The sequence below is a fragment of the Bradyrhizobium algeriense genome (genome assembly GCF_036924595.1).
GTDB classification, from domain to species: domain Bacteria; phylum Pseudomonadota; class Alphaproteobacteria; order Rhizobiales; family Xanthobacteraceae; genus Bradyrhizobium; species Bradyrhizobium algeriense.
Map to the genome: position 1 here is coordinate 4,971,392 of NZ_JAZHRV010000001.1, position 18,198 is coordinate 4,989,589.

An 18,198-nucleotide genomic window follows, 5' to 3' on the forward strand; every position below is an offset into this window, starting at 1 on the left:
CTTCGCCGCCGCTACCCACGCACGAGATAGGCGACCCAAACGAGGAAGGCGACGGTGGCTATCGCGAAGCCGACTAACGCGATGATCTGGATCGCACTCGCATCGGCGAGCGAAAAAACCGGATTCTCGATCATGCGCGCCCTCCTGGTCAGCCGAAATAGACACGGACTACGTTTATGGCTAACTCGATGAACAGGAACAGCAGATTCAAGGCCACGAGGGCGAGAATGATCCTGGCTACCAGCACCTTCTGCTCCTTCAGAACCGGCAATTCCTGCTCCTTTATTTCGAATCGGAATCAGTCAGTCACCAGCTTGCACGTGGGTCGGGATCGCTAGACACGTCCCGGTCCCAGCCCACCCCAATAGACGACGAGATAATACAGCGCCCAGATGAAGAGGACGGCATAGACAACCAGCAGCCACATGGGAATGTAACCGTGACGAGACTGAATAGTGCCGCCGGCATACTCCTCCATCTCCTCCGTATCGGCGGGTGAGCTGTTATTCGCCGTCGTGTTTGGCGTTCGCGTCGGATCCGTCATCGCCGATCTCCCTCTGCAGGAAACGTATGGATGCATCGTTGGCGCCGCTAAAGGCGCCTGAGAGCACGCCCCAAATGAAGACGCAGAGTGCACCGAGACTCATCATCAATGCTGCAATGTAGGGGCCGACGATCTCGAAATAGATGGTCATCGCTCATTACTCCTTGGCGGCCCGTTGTTCGGCCGCACCGTTCCTGCTGCGACCGGCAAGGACGCTGGCGCGGCTCGCGGCACGGCCGCTTGGAACGTAGGCTTTGTCGGGCGTACCGGCCTCGAGTGCGGGATCGTTAAGCGCCATGCGATCACTGGGGGCGATCGGCAGCGGTTCACCCGACAGCGGATCCTTGTAGGCCGACAGCGCAAGCACGTAGTAGGAGAGCGCCCAGCGGTCCTCTTCCGAAAGCGGATCCCGGTAGGATGGCATGGGCGTGCCGCTCAGCCCGGTCGTCATGGTGCGGAAGATGTCCTCAACGGTAGGACCCGACTTGAACTGGCCGGCGGTAAGGTCCGCGGGCGGGCTTGGAAAGCCCAGATCGTCCTTCAGCCCGGGAGCCTTTTCGCCATCACCCTTCCCGGTTCGACCATGGCATTCCCAACACTTCGCACTCTGCCACACATCCTTGGCGCGAGTGAGCATCTGCTCAGACGGAACAGGCGGCCGCCCGATGTACAGGGGCGGACCTGGCGGTTCTTCCTTGAAATAGGCATAGGGCTTTGCCGGATCGGAACGGTCGACCGCCAGCTCGTACTTGATGTACTGAATGACGGCGAGGCGGTCGATTATATGCAGTTCGTGCCAGGCTGGCATAGCCGTGCCCCGAACGCCGCGTGTAATGGTGCGCAGAAGGTCACCGTCGGTTGGCAACGGCTCCTTGGTCAGCCTGAACTTGAAAACCGCCGCCGCGAAGCTCCTCGGGCGCTGCTTGTACATAAAGGTTGCAGCCGGTCCATTACCGTCGCCGCTGTCCCCGTGGCAGCCGAGACATCGCCGCTGATAGACCTCTTTGCCGTAGGCGATCCATTCGCTCGATCGCGGCACCGTAGCATCCGTAACTTCGAGCTTTTGCGGCTCAAACAGGTCCCGCCACTTGCCGCGATTCATGCCAAGTTTCTGGAGATAAGCGATGAGACCCTGCAGCGCTTCTGTCTCGGCGGCGACGTTGACGGTGTCGCCTGTATATTCCTTGTTCGGTGTCCAAACGATCGGAGCTTTGCCGCGCGCCGCCATGGGCACAAACAGAAGTCCATCGGCGTTCGGCGTGAGCTTAACCTGCTCCTTGCTTTCGAATGCGAAGAGCTTCTCAGTAGCTGGCGTTCGTTCCAGGCTACGATTACCAGCTCCGTCATCGACAATCTTGACTCGTTCCGCGGACGTCTCGAACAGTCCCCGAAAAGGCGCCATATTCGAATCCGGCGAGAGCATTCGGGGATTCCAGAAATGCGCGAGATGCCATTCGTCGCTGAACTTGAGCCCGACCCGCGTCAGATCCGGCCCGATACGCCGGGTGCCCCACAGGTGCGGCACATCGAAGGCGTATTCGCCGGCCTCGGAGACCGGACCCCAACGGCGCGTCTCGCCGGTCACCGGACGCACGTATTGCGAATGGCAGTACCAACACCCCTCGCGCAGATAGACCTGGCGGCCGAGCTGCTGCAGCGGCGTATAATCGGTGGCCTCGGTCACCATCCATTTGAGCTGACCAAAATCGGTCCGGACCACGGCGGTTACGTCGGTCGTCCGCGCCGTTGGCTCAATAAAGGGTAGGATGCCCTGGGTGACGACGGCGAGGAAGAAGAAGAAGACGCCGGCCACCAGAGCGACAAAGCGCGCACTCATTCGGCTGGCCCTCCAGCGGGAATTGGCGCAGCACCTGGGACTGGAACGGGCTCTCTTCCCTCGGCCGGGCGACTAAGTGCGGTCATCATAAGATTGAAGACGAGCAAGGACATCCCGATGTCCATCGTGATGCCGCTGAGCGTACGCACGAGCCAATAGGCTTTCATCCGGACCACCGTGTCGAGCCACTCGGTGCCATTCATCCATTCGAAGCCTTGCTGCAGACCTCCGGCAGTCAGCACCAGACCCATGGTCGTAATTCCGACGGTGATCAGCCAGAACGACCAGTTGCCAAGGGTCCATGACCAAAGCTCGCGTTTGACCGCGCGCGGCCACACGTAAATCAGACCGCCCATCGCCCAGACCACGAACGTGCCGAAAACGGTGAGGTGCGAGTGTGAGATGACGAAGTCGGTGAAATGGGTGGGCTGCTGGATCGAGCGCAACGCCTCGGTCGAGCCCTGGAAGCAACCCACCAGATACATCAGCGAGCCCATGATCAGGAACTTCGCGGGGAGATTCTTCCCGAATCCATCCCAGCGCCCCTTCACTGTACCGAAGAAGTTCACCAGCACGGTCCACACGGGAATTATCAGCAACATGGAGGTGATGATCGCGAGAGTCTCGGTCCAGTCGGCGATCGGGCTATACAGATAATGGTGGATGCCAACGAAGGGATAGAACAGCGCGAGCGACCAGAAACCCACCAACGATAGCTGGTGTGCGTAAAGCGGATTGCGCACAGCGACCGGTAGGAAATAGTAGATGAGCACGTAGCCTGCGGGCGTGAGCCACAGTCCGACGATGTAGTGGATGTAGAGGCCATGGAATGCGGCGCTATTAATGCCTGGAATCGTGTAGGGAAGGATGAAGCTACCCAGCAAGAGATTCATCGTCGTCCACACAAAGGCCCCTATAAGATACCAGAGCGCCACATAGAGCGGCGCCTCGAGCCGTCGTGCGATGGTGAGAAGGAACTGTGCCGTCGTCGCCGCGATGACGATGAAGATGGGAATCTCGGCGAAGAGCGGGAGCTCGCCCGCCTCCAGACCATGGTTCTGCGCAAAAGGCAGCGAGATCAGCCCCGCCGCCAGGCTGATGTTATAGAGCCATGCCAGCGGTACGCCCCATTGTGCCCATGGCACCCGCACCCCGCAGAGGCGCGGGACTAGATAGTGACATTCGCCAATGAAAAGGGCGGAAAAGGCGCCGAAGATGACGCCATTGACATGCACCGGCCGCAGCCGGCCAAAAGTCAGCCCTAGATTACTGGTCCCAAGATAATCCGGATAGTTGAAGAGACCCGAGATCGCCACGCCGACCGATGGCATGACGAGGAGCCAGAACATGCCCCAATAAAGCCAGATTCGGACCACGCGCCAATCGACCAGATCATCCAAGTTGATGCCGCTGAACCTGCCGCGCAGTCTTTCTGCAGGAAACACCTCCGCCATGGAGCATTCCCCCTTCTTGTCCGCTAATGCGTTCTCTCCTGTTCCCGGATAGACGCAGCTTCGACAGCAATGACCCGCGCTAGAAGCCTCCGCTTCGCAGCATCGAAATCAGAACTTGCCCGGGTTCAACACCGAGCCGCTCTGCGACCAATAGATGTACGCTTCCAGCGCCTTCATCGCGTCCGAGTCATCGGCGATCTTTTCGCCCTGGTTGGGCTTCTCGATGCACCAATTGATCATGTCGCGCAGCGTCGCAAACTTGGCCATCTGCGCTTGGTACTTCGGGAACGTGGCGGGGTGGGTATCGGCCGTCATGGGATGGCACATAGCGCAGGCCATTCCCGTCTTGGACAACACGACACCCATCGCCTCCTCGGTCGCTGCGTCACCGTGGAACAGCAGGTCGCCCTTGCGGACCTGCTCCATGAACACTTGCTGGTAGGAGTTCAGCAGCTGCGGCGTCACCGGATCCTTGTGCGCACCCGCAGGGCCGACCAGGACGGCAAGCGCTACCGCCGGGGCAGCGCGGAACAGAATGAAACGGCATGTTATCGACGCGGTCATGCCCATTCCTCCTAATATGGCCAGATACCATCAGCGATCCGGGGTCGCAAAACCTCGGGAATGCTCTTCGCATAGTCATCTGGAGACTGCGCGTACACTTGCTTGCGCCACATTACGTATTCGGCGTCGACTTTGTCCTGGGCACTGACGTCGATCTTGGCCCAACCGACCCCGTCAAAGTGATCACCGGGGTCGACCCGGATCATCGGCTTTGTAAGCTTCGGCACCCCCTCCGGCGCGTAAGGCCAAGGCCATGAGGTTGCCAGCATGCCGATCGAGCGCATGGTGCCAATCTCGTTGTAGAGCACCTGATGCGTGTGACCGTGAATGTTGGTGACTTTGGTGTAGGGCTTGAGCACCTCGTTTACCTCGCGCCAGTCGCGCACCCAGAAGTTCCATGGCGGATAGTACTCGTACAGCGGATTGTGGCTGAAGATGACGACCGGCCGGTTCCGATCCCAATTGGCAAGCGTCTTCTGCAGCCAGTCGAGCTGATCGCGGCCGACGCCCGCCCACGGCCCAGCGACGGTGCCGTCGAGCGTGGCCATGTGCCCCATCCGCTCCTCGGGACTCATCTTCTTCGCCGTCCAATAGTCCGGACCGCGACTGACGGTGTCGAGCCCGACAAAGCGCACGCCCTTATGGTCGAATGTCCAGTTGGGCTGACCGAACAGTTCGCCCCACTTCTTACCCATGTCGAGGTACCAATCGTGCTCGCCCGGAATGTAGACCTTGCGGATGTTGACTTCTTTCAAGATCTCCACACCGAGCTCAAGTTCTTCGACCTTGCCAAGCTGGGCCAGGTCGCCGCCGAAAATCAGGAAGTCGGCCGGCGGACTCATGGCCTGTACCTCCTTGGCGGCGCGCACTGTCTTCTCGACGAAGCGCGTATTGAGGGACTTCGGATAGAGATGGGTGTCGGAGATCCAGGCAAACTTGAATGGCGCCTCGGCCGCATAAGCGACGTCGAGAGTGTTGAGCAGCGGCCACCAGGCGAAGGTCTCGGCTACTGTCGCCGCCCCGACCAGACATGATCTGTGCACGAAGGTGCGCCGGGTAATCCGCAGCGAGGGGTCAGGACGCACTCCGGGCTGTTGGAGTACCGCGGCTATTTCACGCCGATCGCGCTCAAGCTCGGACATGAGTTTCCTCCCTTGCGATAGGTCGTAACAAGACGTCACTCCTCTAACGCGATGCGAATCCGGCTCTTCGCGACCTCGCTACATTCTTTTCTTTGGCTCGATTGTCGCGTGTCGAGCCGAAGACGTCGTTACTTCCCGGAGCCGCCTTGCACTGAAGAGGCGCCCTTCTTCAGTTCGATATTCAGATCGCTCGGCTTCCCCGCCGCAACGGTCACCGCCTGCTCGTTCGGACCGGTGAAGGGGTGGTACGCGACCAGCTTGTAGTTTCCGGCCGGAACGTCGGGGATGGTGAATTTGCCGTCGGCGCCGGTGACGGCAAAGTAGGGATTGTCGGCGACATAGATAAACGCTTCCATCCAGCCATGTGCGTCACAATCGATGCGCACCTCGCCCGGCCGCGGCAACTCGACGGGAATTCGCTGACCCTGGTTGGGAAGAGCGAGGTTGAACACGGTGCGCTTGCCGTAATAGCCGTGCGTGTTGTGGAGCATCGGATCGCTATTGACGACGTCCAGTCCCCCCACGCGTATCACCTGAATGTTGGGTTCGAATTTGCACTTGTTGTTGTTGATCTCCGGCTTCTTGGCTTCCGCCGGCCAGGCCTTTCCTTTCGTGATATCGGCCAGATACACGACGGCGTTCTGCACGCTCTTGTCCGGCCCGACTTGAATGAGCGTCTCCTCGTAGGGACCGCCGCACACCTCGATGTCCTTGGTCGGAATGACCTTGCGGGTGCCGGGGGTTCCGTTGAACACGACCTTGCCGGTGATCGATCCGCCGCCCGCGACCGCGCTCGCTTCGTAGGCTGGCGCCGGGAGCGGCGTTGCCACCGCCGCGAGCACCGACGACACCCCGATCAGCCACTTCATGGCTAAGCCCGTCATCACAGCTCTCTCTCTCTCTCTCTTGATCCTTGATGTACGCAAGAAAATTCGTCGAGAGCTAACCGCCATTTGTAGGGACTAGGAAAATCAGAACTGCTTTGCGAGACCTTAAGCAAAGCTTATGAAGCTCGAGGGCAAAAATCGTCTAAGAAATACCCGCTGAAACAAGAGGGAAGTTTGTGGCGGCTAAGCACCGCCGCCGCGGGGAGGCATTTGATGCGTCGCCGTCCCACATTTTCGGAACTCGGACGGGCAATTCCTTTCGGCATTGCTGTCGCGACCGCGTTGGTATTGAGCCAACCGCTCGTGCGCGCAGCCAACTCGCCGGTGACGATCGGTGGTCCGTTCACACTCACCTCACCTGACGGCACGTCAGTCACCGAGCAGACCTACCGTGGCAAATGGCTGCTGGTGTTCTTCGGCTACACCTCTTGTCCCGATGCCTGCCCCACGGCGCTCCTCGAGATTGCCGCCGCGCTCACAAGGCTCGGCCCCCACGCCGACAAGCTACAACCGCTGTTCATTACGGTCGATCCGCTGCGCGATACGGCGGCCGTAATGGGGAACTACACTCAGTCATTTGATTCGAGAATCGTCGGACTCACCGGCACGCCGCAACAGATCGCTGCCGTTGCCCACGATTATGGGGTCTACTACACAGCCCGTCAGAACGGGCCAGGCGCCGATGACTACGTCATGGACCACAGCACCTATCTCTACCTGATGGACCCTGAAGGCAATTTTGTGCGCGGTTTTGACGCCGACACGACAGGCGAGCGCATTGCCGAGGCGGTGCGCGGCGCCATGGCAAAGGCTCGCTAGAATTCAAGTCATCGGGGACGATCAACGCAATGAAGCCCCCCGTAAATCCTGAAATCCATTTGTTCTGTGCGCGCGTGATGTGGTCTCCGACCCCGGCGGCCCAGAACCTGCTCGCCTTTAGCGCAGATCCCGGTGTTGCCTTCGACTTTTGAAGCAGCCTCGGCGACCGCGACGATCCCATTACGTGGCCCAATACATACCCTGCACGCTTGCTGTCTACGCTTGGTCCTGCCGTTACCGGTTCAGACCCAAGACTCGCTACGAGGCGTCTGGCTAAGACCTACCTCGTCAGAACTTTCATCCGCTAGACATCATGAGCTTCTCCTGATGCACTTCAAATCCCGGAGGCGCAACCACCGATACCGACATTCACTGAAAGTTCCGATCCGGCCGAGTTACGTCTCTCATAAATACAAACCTGACACCCCGCTCAATCGGTGCACTCAAGAAGGCTCGCCACGCGGCGGACCTAATCTACGGTGAATCCGGCCTTTATAACGTGACCGCGCTGGAGCGCGACCAAGTTCCCTTAAGCAAGCCTGGACCTGAGATACGGCGCAAGCACCCTCCTCCAGAAACGGCATACCAACCCGGATCGGATTCGTCCCGCAACACCGGCTTTTCCTTACCGGAGGCGAGTGGGTGATGGACGGGCTGAAGATGGCCGTCGAATATTCAGCCAACTGGGACTACCCGGTGAGCGTCGGCGGGACGGGCAAAGTCGCGCATGGCTGGTTCGGATTGATCCAGCTCAATTTTTGATCCGTCTGCGTCCGGCGCCTAGAGAACGAGCCAAAATCCTGGAAGCATCGTCACGACAGATGGAGTGAGCAGGCCGATTCCGGCCGCCCCTCACCATGAACGCAAGAAGATTGCTGACTTCCGGTTAGCAGCAAAATGCAGTTGCGTTTTCGGTCGGAGCGATGGTGCGCGTTCCCACGCGCCAGCATAGAGCGCAGCCGCAGCGAATTGCGAAAGGTAGGCGGGCCGCAGTTCACCGACAGCGACATATGGCGGCTCGCGAGCAACAGCCGAACTCGATCACCCCCTGCGATCACAGAGTTCTTGCCAGCGACGCGCTCCCAGATGTCTCAGTGATCGCGAGCGAACGCTATCGTGCGCCATTCGCGGGGTGGCAGTCGCAATGATGTCCAGCAAGGCCGTGATGATATCGCTAACGGTGGAGTAGATATCGACCTGCTGAGCAGCGTGGCCCGATCCGCCACGAAAAGTGCTCACCTGCCGTGAACTGTGATGCGCCGGCATAACGATGCAAGAGCTTGCTGCGGCGAAGGACCGGCGTTTAAGGAGCAGTTAATACTTTTGCGCAAATGATAGACAACCAGCGCAACATTAGATCGTCGTAAGAAGTACGAGCAGAACTCAGGCCCCTCATGAGGGATTAGCATGAGAACGCTTCTCATTGGTGTTCTGGCTGCGACCCTGGTTGGCTGTAGCTGCCTTTTACCGCCGCAAGCGAGCATGGACGCGTGCATGGACGCGAGCGGGTCCGGCTGTCCCAACGGGATGGCGGTCAGTCGGTCGATTGAACCGGCGCCAGCGTCATCCAGGACCAATTCCGCGACAACAAAAGTCAAGTCCACGATCGCGACGAAGACGGAAAAGCCGTCGATTGCCGACGTCCGCGACAGGCCCCAACCCGCTGAGAAAAAGGCGAAGTCCTCCATGATCGAAGCGAAAGTCGAGGCTCCGGCATCTGGTCGGCCCGCTGAGACGTCCGATCCGGTAATTAGCAAGGCGAAGACCACGATTGCCGCGAAGTTGGAGGACCCGACATCTGCCGAGTTCGGTGAGATGAAACGGGCCATCCGCAAAAATACGCTCGGAAAATCCGTCGACACCATTTGCGGCCGTGTCAAAGGAAAGAAAGCGTCGGGCGAAGATACTGGAGATAGGCCGTTTCTATATCTCGTGACGGAAGATGAAGCATACGTCGTCGATGGTCCCGCGAATTCGGCGGCGGCGAGCGCGTATCGCAATATTTGCAGCAGCTAGCCCGGAACAACGGAACCGCTGCCAAGATCTGTTGCAACGGACCAGAAGGTCCCTGACGACGTTCCTGACGAACTTGAAAGTCGGAAGCACGTCGCGATCAGCAGCAATTCGCTGCAGAGTGTGTGGGGCAGACTTGCTCCATGGAAAATGGAAATCAAAACTGGTGGAGTACTCAGCGTTTCTCTGAACTCGAGGATATCATGGACGATCTTATTAATCTCGCCGAACTAACCCAGGGGTCACCGCCGGTGCTCGTGATCATCGAGCAACATGTCCTGGCGCGTACGTGCATCCTCAATATCCTCAAGAGAGAACTCACTGGATTCGAGATCGTCGAGATGGCGACGACGAGTGGCCTGAACTCATTATCCGGCAGAGATATCCGCTTGATTGCGCTGAATATCGGGGACAAGCAGATCACCGACCCTTCGATCGAGGAAAGCCTTGCCCTCCTCGCAGAATCCTGCCCGAAAGCGTCTGTTGCCGTGTTGTCAAATCGCAACGACGATGCGACGGCTTCAGCTGCGATGCAACGGGGAGTGCGCGGCTTTTTTCCGACATCGATCCCGGTCGAAGTCGCTGTTGCCGGATTACGGCTTGTCCTTGCCGGTGGGGTCTACCGACCGTTACCGATCGTTGGGCAAAATGGAGCGTCGAGCCTCAAGGCGATATCGGAATGTCCCGACGCGCCCGAGCTATTCGGAGCTAACGAGGGTAACGGCGCCACCAGGATTGTGCCGGAGAAGGCGATGGTCGACCTTACGCCACGCGAACAACATGTGCTCGAGGCGCTGCAGCTCGGCCTTCCCAACAAGTTGATTGCCGTCAGGCTCAACCTTTCGGAAAACACTGTAAAAATGCACATTCAACGCATCATGCGAAAATGCTCCGCGCATAACCGCACCGAGGCGGTCATTCGCTGGAGCCGGCGAGCCAACGGCCATGCGCAGCCCTCACGCGTGCGGTCATCCTGAGGGCTGCCTGCGCTCGCCGTTCCGGTCGCAGCTTAATCTTCGCGGAACGCGCCGTGGAAGCTGTCGAGCAGAGGCCTGAGAGCGTAGAGCGCCACGGTGCCGCGACCCGTCTTGATGAACACCTGGGCCGGCATTCCCGGAATAATCTGGACACCATCGATCCCCGCGCCTGCCGGATCCTGAACTCGAATCTTCGTTGCGTAGTAGGGCTGATCCGTGCGCTTGTCGACCAGACGGTCGGCAGAAACGTGCGTCACAGTCCCATGGAGCCGTGGCACGCGGCGCTGATTGTAGGGCAGGAGATTCACATCTGCGCTCAGTCCGGGACGGACCACATCGATGTCCTCGGGCCTGATGCGCGCAATAACGATGAGCCGATCCTGCCGGGGAACCAGATCCATAAGAGGTGCGCCGGCGCCAATGACGCCGCCTGGGGTATGGACCTTCAGGTCGGTTACCACGCCGTCCTGGGGCGCCTTGACCGCCGTTCGTGACAGTTGGTCGTCCGCCGCCTGCAGTCGCTCGCGTATTTGAAAAATCTGGTTTTGCACCTCGCGCAGCGACTGCGCGATCTCGTTCTGACGGTCGTTATCGAGCTTGAGAAGAGTCGCCTGCGATTCGTTGATAACCTGCCCGGCGCGCGATATCTGCGCGACAATCTCACCCCGCCGCCCCTCGATGTCAGCCATCTCCCGCTCGAGGTTCAGAAGGCGCGGACGCCGCTCAAGTCCCTTGTTAACGAGCATCGCAACGGTCGCCGCCTCCTCGCGGACGATTTCGATGCGCCTTGAGGCCGCGCTTTCCTGCGCCCTGAGGCCCTCGATCTCTTTCTCCACCTGCGACCTTTTCTCCCGATTTACGGCCGCTTGCGATTGAAAGACCTGACGACGCGTTTCGAAGATGGCTTGCTGCCCCGCAAGGACATCTGCGACCGACGAACTAGCATACTGCGCCATCTCCAAGCTGGCCGAAAACAACACTTGTTCCTCTCCATGCTGTTCCGCCTGCAGCCGTGCTTCTCGCGCCGTCGCCTCCCACAACTGGCCTTGGAGGCCCTGCGCTTCGGCGCGCGCCTTGGTGTCCTCCAGCGAGATCAGCGTTTGTCCGGCGCGGACAACGTCGCCGTCCGCGACCAGAATTTCCCTGATGATGCCACCCTCGAGGTGCTGAATCGTCTTGCGGCTCGACTCGGATTCGACGGTGCCGATCGCAATCGCGGCGCTCTCAAGGGGGGCATAGGTTGACCAGGTGCCGAGACCAACGACAAAACCCCAAACCAGCAAGTTTCCGGTCCAGGTGACGCCGCGAAGTCGGTCGCGGAGCGCCGGCGGCGCCGATCTCAACCACCGTGGGACCTCCCAAATCTCGACCTGAGCGAATGCAATTTTCAGGCGAGCCCATCCCCTTTGGGCAAAGAGACCGTGAGAACGTTTGATGCGGATCCAGGTGACACCGCGAAGCCGGTCGCAGAGCGCGGACGCCGCCGATCTCAACCATCGTGGAGCCTCTCGTATGTTGACGTGAGCGACTGAGATTTTCATGAGACAGGCTCGCGCGAAGCAACTTGGGGGCGTGTCAAACACCTTTCGAAAATTTCCCTGCTCTCACCGAATGCGCTGACCACACCGCCTTGCATGATGGCAAGCTTGTTCGTTGCACCGAGGATCCCTATCCGGTGGGTGATGATGATGACAGTTGTATTGGCCGCCTTCATCCGCTCAATGGCGTCGAAGAGCATGCGCTCGCCGAGAGCGTCCAGGCTGGAGTTCGGCTCGTCGAGGACCACAAGGTGCGGGTCGCCAAAGAACGCCCGTGCAAGGCCGAGGCGCTGGCGAAACCCACGCGGGAGATTGACCCCGCCGCCAACGACGACCGTATCGTACGACTGCGGAAGCCGAATGATCGTCTCGTGAAGGCCGGCCAGCTTTGCTGCTTCAATGACCTGCTGCAAATCGGCGTCGTCCAGCCGGCCAATGATGTCCTTTACCGTCTCTCCGAAGAGATCGATATCCTGCGGCAGATATCCGAGGCGCCGGCCGCCGCCCGAATCGCGCACGGCTAAAACGTCGATGCCATCGAGCGAGACCGAACCTACCGTCGGAGCGGAGATTCCGGCAATGATTTTGCCGAGCGTGGATTTGCCGGAGCCGGAGGGACCAATGATGCCAAGACATTCACCGGGTGCGAGGTAAAACGACACGCCTTTCAGCATCAAATGGTCCGATCCTGGCAGGGCGGCGCCAACATTGTTAACGATGAGGTTACCCTTCGGCCGCTCCGGGAAGGCCTTGATGTTTTTAACCGGGGTGACAGCAGACATGATGTCGTTGAGCCGGCGGTAGGCGGCCAGGGCCATCGCGAAAGCCTTCCATCCTGCAATCGCTCCTTCAATGGGCGCGAGCGCGCGTCCGAACAGCATGCTCGTGGCAAAGATGATGGCGGGACTTCTGCTCTGCTCCAGGACGAGCCAGGCGGCAGTGCCCATAATCAGTACCTGCGCCAGCGCCCGCACAGGTTTGGAGATCAGCATGATGGTCTCGTGGCGGCGTTGCACCACCGCTTGCTCGCTCCTTGCATCATGTGCAGCCTGGCCGATGAAGCGCGCGGCGCCGTCGAGCATTCCCATCGCCCTGATGACGTGGAGATTTCCGACGGCCATGGCGAACCACCCCTGGCTCCTCGTCAGTGCGGCAGCCGAGCGCGCCAGCGGGCCTTCCGTGAGCCTGTCTCCGGCAAACCCGAGACCCAGCAGGAGAAGCGCGCTGAGCGCGCCTATCACTCCCAGCAACGGATGCACAAGGAAAAGGACGCCGAGAAAGAGCGGCGTCCAGAGCGCGTCAAACAGCGTCGAGCTAGCTCCGGACTGAGCGAACTGACGCAGGCTAGTAAGATCGCGATATGCTTCCGATGACCGCGCCCGATCGGCTTCATAGGCGTATTTGAAGCATGCGACGAGCGTAACCGGATGGAGTTCTTCCTCAAGCCACTCGCCCATCCGGCCCAATGCAGCGCGGCGCAGTGCGTCAAGCACTCCGCCAACTACGACGGCAAACGCAACGATCAGCGTCAGCATCAGGAGCGTATCGCTGCTGCGGCTCGACAGAACGCGATCATAGATCTGAAGCAGATAGATGGAAGGCGCGAGAAGAAGGAGATTATAGCTGCAGCTATACGCGAAAACGAGTCCAAGCGACCCTACGCAGGCCCGCAAGGCCGTCTTCAACGGCGTCCGTGGTGGTGACATCGTTTGCAGCCGGAGCGGTGGCATCAGCATTGCGGTCCCGCCAGAGATCTGAAGTCCGAACCTTCCGCCCCATTATTCGTCGACTTCGCGACGAATTGAGACCGGCGGCGTTCAACCGCCGGTCTCACCCCTCACAGGCATCGATCAGCTGAACATGCCTGAATCGTCGATATGGAAGTGCTCGGAATCGTTAAGCACGTCGTTCAGGTTCACGGATTCGATGCTAGCCTTGAAGTAAACATCTCCGCCTTCCGCCTTATTGTTGTTTCCGCCGTCGCCGCCGACGCCGGCCATCACCGTCTGACTCTGATCCGCAGCAAGCCAGTTTTCCTGATAGGCCGTCGTGTTGGCATCCACGTCGGATTTGTTATGGCCGCTCTCAGATTCCTGGTCGCCATTCGAGACGGCCTTTCCGCCCTCAGCCTTGGAATACTTCTCCGCCTTCGCATTCGCGCCCCCGGCGTCCCAGTATGCCTTCTGGTAAACGTCATCGCCGTTTTTGACGTGGACGTCGGCGCCTTCCGCCTTGTTGGTCGGCTCGAACTTGATACTCGGGTTGCTGATGATATTGCCCTCGTTGTAACCGTCTCCACCGTTACCTGCGCTGTTGCCGCCGGTCGATGCCTTGAACATGATCGTGTCTGAAGGAAATGATGCCTTTGCCATGTGAGTCTCCCTGATGTGGTTTGCACACTGTGCGTCCCAATGTGGACAGCAACGATCTTGGATTTGGACACCGGATCGGTCTAGCCGCCAAAGCTGATGCCACCCTGTGGCAACGGTGTACGCCCGAAATGCTACGGTCCCGCCGCCGAGATCCGGCGAGCTTCAATGCCGCTGGAGCGTTTTCGAGCGAAGCATGCCCTGGGACTTGATCCGTGGGTAGAGACCGGTCCGCGTCAAGAAACTGCGTCAAATGAAAAATCGAGAGCTCCGTTTCGATTCTATCGAAACGGAAAAGGCTCTAGCTAGGCATGATCCAGCAAGTGAAGGTCCGACAACAGGTGCATGGCGAAATCGCCGCCCAACGCAGCGTTGCCGTGGCCGCCGTCACCACCGATTCCGGAAATCTGGATCGCGCTCTGATCGAACACGACATTGTTGCTCTGATGAGCATCGGCTGTTGAATTGTAGCCGGCGACCGCAATGTTGATCGGGGCGTAGATCGCTACGTCGATGTCGACCATGCTTCCCGAGAAATGGCCGTTGCCGCCGTTGCCGGCGCTGTTGTTGCCGGTCGCAATTACGTCAGAGCCAATTAACTCGAAGATGGAAGAGAAAATGTCTGCAGTTCCGCCAACCGCGTGATTACCGTTCCCGCCGTCACCCCCCACGCCGGCCATCTGAAAAGCGGATTGATCGAACACCACATTGTTTGTCTGTTCGGCGTTGGCGGTGGAATTGTATCCGGCCACCGCGATGTTGATCGGATAGTAGAGCGCAAAGGTCGCGTGAACGATGCCCCCGTAGGCGTATCCGTCGCCACCATTGCCGGCGCTGTTGTCGCCGGTACCGGGCGCGTCAGAGCCGGTGGACCCGATCGCACTGACATTTCCACCCGATGCGGCATTTCCGTTGCCGCCATCGCCGCCAACTCCCGCGATCTGGGTCGCGGATTGATCGAACACCACGTTGTTCGTCTGATGAGCGTCGGCCGTCGCATGCGGACCCGCCACCGCAATATTGATCGGGTTATAGACCGCGACAGGAGCATGCACCATTGCTCCGGAGAAGTAACCATCGCCACCGTTGCCGGCACTGTTGCCGCCGGTGGCAATCACGCCAAGGCCGGCAGGCCCGAGCGCGCCGACGCTTCCGCCCGATGCGGCGTTCCAATTGCCGCCATCACCGCCAACTCCCGCGATCTGGCTTGCGGACTGATCAAAATAGGCGATGTTCGTCTGATGGGCGAGAGCTGTCGCATGGACGCCCGGCCACGCCACGTTGAGCGGCTCGAAACCAGCGTAGCTGCTATGGATCAGGCTCCCGGCAAAATAGCCGTTGCCGCCATTGCCGGCGCTGTTATCTCCCGTGTGGGTCGGGAAGTTTGGCCACGAATCCGCGGAAAGCCACCACGAGCCTGATGCATCGTACCCGAGCGGATACTTGATGCCGAGGTGAGCGCCGTCCGATACACTCCGAACACCCATGGCTGCTGCCCTACCGAAATCGCTTCGCGCCGACTGGACGGACGCTCCCAAACTCGAGAAAGAATGTCACCGCGGCAAGCCAAAAGCCGAGTCGTCAATTCGGATCGCAAACGTTCGGATGGTTGACATGATATCGGTTACGCCCATTCGGGCGTGGGTAGTGGTGCCTTGCCGTGAGTCTTGGAGACCACCGCGCTGCCGCAGATATTCGTGGCGCTGCGGCTTGCTTCGTCGCTTAGCCTCGTCGGCGCGATCGTCGGCGAATGGTTCGGCGACACCACGGGTCTTGGCGTATTGCTGCTGCAGGCCATGTTCACCGAGAACGTGGTCGCGATCTGGGGCGCGCTGCTGGCCGCGGCGCTGCTTGGCACCGGCTTCTACGCCCTCGTCGCCGCGGCCGAACGGTGGCTGGTATTCTGGAGCGCGGAGCAATGAGCGGATCGCCCCTCGCCTCTTCTCCGCTTGCCGTACAACGGGGCATCCTCGGCGCGGTTCTACTGGTGGTGTGCTGGGAAGGGCTCGCGCGCGGACTGCATCTGCCGTCCTACGTTCTTCCCGCCGTCAGCGAGATTCTGGCCGGCGCCTGGTCCAAGCGCGCGCTACTGGGTGAGGCTGCGGGCTACACCGTGCTCGAAGCGCTGGTGGGCTACGGGCTCGGCTGTCTCATCGGCATTGGCCTTGCGGTCGCCATCACCATGCTCCCGACGCTCCGCGCCGTGATCCTGCCTGCAGCCACCGCCATCAACTCGGTGCCAGTGGTCGCCTATTCGCCGTTGATCCTGCTCTGGTTTGGCATCGGCGTTGCGTCGAAGATGGTGATGGTGGCCATGGCGGTGAGCTTCACCGTCTTCCTGTCGACGCTCGCCGGGCTCGACCGCGTCGATCGCCGCGCCATCGATCTCATGCGCAGCTTCGGTGCGGGGCGGCTGAGCATCCTGTGGCGCCTGCGCCTGCCGACCGCCCTGCCGCTGCTGCTTGCCGGGATGCGCGTCTCCACCGTCCGCAGCCTCATCGTGGCGATTATCACCGAAATGCTTGGCGCCTATGGAGGGCTCGGCTGGGTGATCTACCAGGCAGTGCTGCAGATCGACTTCGTGCAGGTCTGGTCGGCGATCTTCGTTGCTTCGGCGGCGAGCCTGAGCTTCTTCGGCCTGATCGGCTTTCTCGAACGCAAAATCCTGTTTTGGAAATGATGCGATGAAACGACAGATGCATCTTGGGCTGTTCATCCTGGGGACCGGCAGCCATGTTGCCGGCTGGCGCTACCCTGGTGCGGTGGACAGCTTCCAGAACTTTCCCGCGATTCAAGAGATCGGCCGCATCGCCGAGCGCGGCAAATTCGACCTGATCTTCATGGGCGACAACCTCTACGCGGATGCTACCGCCCATCCCTCCTACACGCTGCGGCTCGAACCGCTTACGATGCTGGCTGCGCTTTCCACCTCGACCAGCCATATTGGATTAGGTGCCACCGTTTCCACCACCTACAGTGATCCGTTCATGGTGGCGCGCGTGTTCGCCTCGCTCGATCACATCAGCAACGGCCGCGCCGCGTGGAATGCGGTGACGACAGCAAATCCCGCGACCGCAGCCAATTTCGGCACCACCCATCCCGACCACGCCCGCCGCTACGAGATGGCCGGCGAATTCCTCGACGTCGTGAAGGGCCTCTGGGACAGCTGGGCTGATGACGCCATCGTTGCCGACCGCGCGAGCGGGCTCTATATCGATCCGGCGAAGTTGCGCTCGATCGACCATGACGGCGCCTTCTTCAAGGTGAAGGGCCCGCTCAATATCGGCCGTAGCCCGCAAGGCCATCCGGTGGTGCTGCAGGCCGGCGGCTCCGAGGCAGGCCAGGCACTCGCCGCACGCACCGCGGACATCGTATTCTCTGTTGTGCAGGACATAGACGAGGCCAAGGCCGGCTATGCGTCGCTGAAAAACCGCCTGCCGGCCCTCGGCCGCAGCGCAGAGGATGTGACGATGCTGCCGGGCGTCATGCCGATCGTCGGCCGCACCGACAAGGAGGCTTTCGAAAAGCTCAACGTGCTGCAGAGCTTCGTCAGCGGCACCAACGCAATCGCCATTCTCTCCGATCGCTTCGGCCGCGACATGTCAGCCTACGATCTGGATGGACCGGTTCCCGACATCGAGCCGTCCGACAGCTATCACAGCTTCGCCAGTGTCATGCTCGCCAAGGCGCGCCGCGAGAACATGACGTTGCGCGACCTCTATAATCTCACCGCCGCCGCGCGCGGCCATTGGGTGCTGTGCGGCTCGGCGATCAGCATCGCCGACACCCTGCAGCACTGGTTCGATGAATATGCCGCCGACGGCTTCAACGTGATGCCGCCATATTTCCATGAAGGTTTTGAGGATTTCGTGCAGCTCGTGGTACCGATCCTGCAGGAGCGCGGCCTGTTCCGCGCCGACTATGAGGGGACGACGCTGCGCGATCATCTCGGCCTGCGGCGGCCGGAGAACACCTTCTAGCTGGTACCGGACGATCACCTCAACCTGCACGAAATCGTCATATCTGAATTATCACTGCACACATCCCTCAATTG

At 60.1% G+C, this 18,198-nt stretch carries 18 protein-coding genes; 6 read left to right on the forward strand and 12 right to left on the reverse strand.

Annotation, left to right across the window (positions count from 1 at the left end):
* Positions 1–11: 11 nt before the first annotated feature.
* The 8 genes from V1286_RS24075 to V1286_RS24110 all read right to left on the reverse strand — a co-directional run bounded on the left by V1286_RS24075 (position 12) and on the right by V1286_RS24110 (position 6,425).
* Positions 12–134 (reverse strand): hypothetical protein, encoded by a 123-nt coding sequence (locus tag V1286_RS24075; protein ID WP_334483496.1) that lies wholly within the window; start codon positions 132–134, stop codon positions 12–14.
* 14 nt (positions 135–148) lie between these two features.
* Entirely contained in the window at positions 149–271 is a 123-nt protein-coding gene (locus V1286_RS24080) for a hypothetical protein (RefSeq protein ID WP_334376150.1), read from the reverse strand.
* A 232-nt stretch (positions 272–503) separates the two neighbouring features.
* The gene (locus V1286_RS24085; protein WP_334376151.1) at positions 504–695 is read right to left on the reverse strand and encodes a hypothetical protein; all 192 of its coding nucleotides are present in this window, start codon (positions 693–695) and stop codon (positions 504–506) included.
* A 6-nt stretch (positions 696–701) separates the two neighbouring features.
* Positions 702–2,381, reverse strand: coding sequence for a cbb3-type cytochrome c oxidase subunit II (locus V1286_RS24090; RefSeq protein ID WP_334483498.1), 1,680 nt, complete (start codon positions 2,379–2,381; stop codon positions 702–704).
* The gene (locus V1286_RS24095; protein ID WP_334483500.1) at positions 2,378–3,835 is read right to left on the reverse strand and encodes a cbb3-type cytochrome c oxidase subunit I; all 1,458 of its coding nucleotides are present in this window, start codon (positions 3,833–3,835) and stop codon (positions 2,378–2,380) included. The genes V1286_RS24090 and V1286_RS24095 overlap by 4 nt, the downstream gene beginning before the upstream one ends.
* Positions 3,836–3,943: 108 nt before the next feature.
* Positions 3,944–4,399 (reverse strand): c-type cytochrome, encoded by a 456-nt coding sequence (locus V1286_RS24100; protein ID WP_334483503.1) that lies wholly within the window; start codon positions 4,397–4,399, stop codon positions 3,944–3,946.
* A gap of 11 nt (positions 4,400–4,410) precedes the next feature.
* Positions 4,411–5,541 (reverse strand): metallophosphoesterase family protein, encoded by a 1,131-nt coding sequence (locus V1286_RS24105; protein ID WP_334483506.1) that lies wholly within the window; start codon positions 5,539–5,541, stop codon positions 4,411–4,413.
* Between the two features lie 128 nt (positions 5,542–5,669).
* Positions 5,670–6,425, reverse strand: coding sequence for a carboxypeptidase regulatory-like domain-containing protein (locus V1286_RS24110; protein WP_417021177.1), 756 nt, complete (start codon positions 6,423–6,425; stop codon positions 5,670–5,672).
* Positions 6,426–6,641: 216 nt separating this feature from the next.
* Here V1286_RS24110 and V1286_RS24115 point away from each other — a divergent pair, with 216 nt between their 5' ends.
* The 3 genes from V1286_RS24115 (at position 6,642) to V1286_RS24125 (ending at position 10,237) form a co-directional block, all read left to right on the forward strand.
* On the forward strand, positions 6,642–7,247 hold the full coding sequence (locus V1286_RS24115) for an SCO family protein (RefSeq protein ID WP_334483509.1): 606 nt from the start codon (positions 6,642–6,644) through the stop codon (positions 7,245–7,247).
* Positions 7,248–8,654: 1,407 nt separating this feature from the next.
* Positions 8,655–9,263, forward strand: coding sequence for a hypothetical protein (locus tag V1286_RS24120; protein WP_334483512.1), 609 nt, complete (start codon positions 8,655–8,657; stop codon positions 9,261–9,263).
* Between the two features lie 200 nt (positions 9,264–9,463).
* Positions 9,464–10,237 carry a response regulator transcription factor gene (locus V1286_RS24125; RefSeq protein WP_334483515.1) on the forward strand — a complete coding sequence of 258 codons (774 nt, stop codon included), beginning with the start codon at positions 9,464–9,466 and terminating at the stop codon, positions 10,235–10,237.
* A gap of 32 nt (positions 10,238–10,269) precedes the next feature.
* On the opposite strand, the gene V1286_RS24130 is transcribed toward V1286_RS24125, so the two are convergent.
* The 4 genes from V1286_RS24130 to V1286_RS24145 all read right to left on the reverse strand — a co-directional run bounded on the left by V1286_RS24130 (position 10,270) and on the right by V1286_RS24145 (position 15,631).
* Positions 10,270–11,601, reverse strand: a complete 1,332-nt coding sequence (locus V1286_RS24130) for an HlyD family type I secretion periplasmic adaptor subunit (protein ID WP_417021278.1) — start codon at positions 11,599–11,601, stop codon at positions 10,270–10,272.
* Between the two features lie 173 nt (positions 11,602–11,774).
* Positions 11,775–13,511 carry a type I secretion system permease/ATPase gene (locus V1286_RS24135; protein ID WP_334483519.1) on the reverse strand — a complete coding sequence of 579 codons (1,737 nt, stop codon included), beginning with the start codon at positions 13,509–13,511 and terminating at the stop codon, positions 11,775–11,777.
* A 114-nt stretch (positions 13,512–13,625) separates the two neighbouring features.
* Positions 13,626–14,147 (reverse strand): hypothetical protein, encoded by a 522-nt coding sequence (locus V1286_RS24140; protein ID WP_334483521.1) that lies wholly within the window; start codon positions 14,145–14,147, stop codon positions 13,626–13,628.
* A 302-nt stretch (positions 14,148–14,449) separates the two neighbouring features.
* Positions 14,450–15,631 carry a hypothetical protein gene (locus V1286_RS24145; protein WP_334483524.1) on the reverse strand — a complete coding sequence of 394 codons (1,182 nt, stop codon included), beginning with the start codon at positions 15,629–15,631 and terminating at the stop codon, positions 14,450–14,452.
* 180 nt (positions 15,632–15,811) lie between these two features.
* On the opposite strand from V1286_RS24145, the gene V1286_RS24150 reads away from it, so the two are divergent.
* Genes V1286_RS24150 through V1286_RS24160 form a run of 3 tightly spaced genes read left to right on the forward strand, consistent with a single transcriptional unit; the run spans position 15,812 to position 18,124 of the window.
* Entirely contained in the window at positions 15,812–16,066 is a 255-nt protein-coding gene (locus V1286_RS24150) for a hypothetical protein (RefSeq protein WP_334483527.1), read from the forward strand.
* On the forward strand, positions 16,063–16,824 hold the full coding sequence (locus V1286_RS24155; protein ID WP_334483530.1) for an ABC transporter permease: 762 nt from the start codon (positions 16,063–16,065) through the stop codon (positions 16,822–16,824). Before V1286_RS24150 ends, V1286_RS24155 begins: the two co-directional genes overlap by 4 nt.
* A 4-nt stretch (positions 16,825–16,828) precedes the next feature.
* Positions 16,829–18,124, forward strand: coding sequence for an LLM class flavin-dependent oxidoreductase (locus tag V1286_RS24160; protein ID WP_334483533.1), 1,296 nt, complete (start codon positions 16,829–16,831; stop codon positions 18,122–18,124).
* Positions 18,125–18,198: the final 74 nt, after the last annotated feature.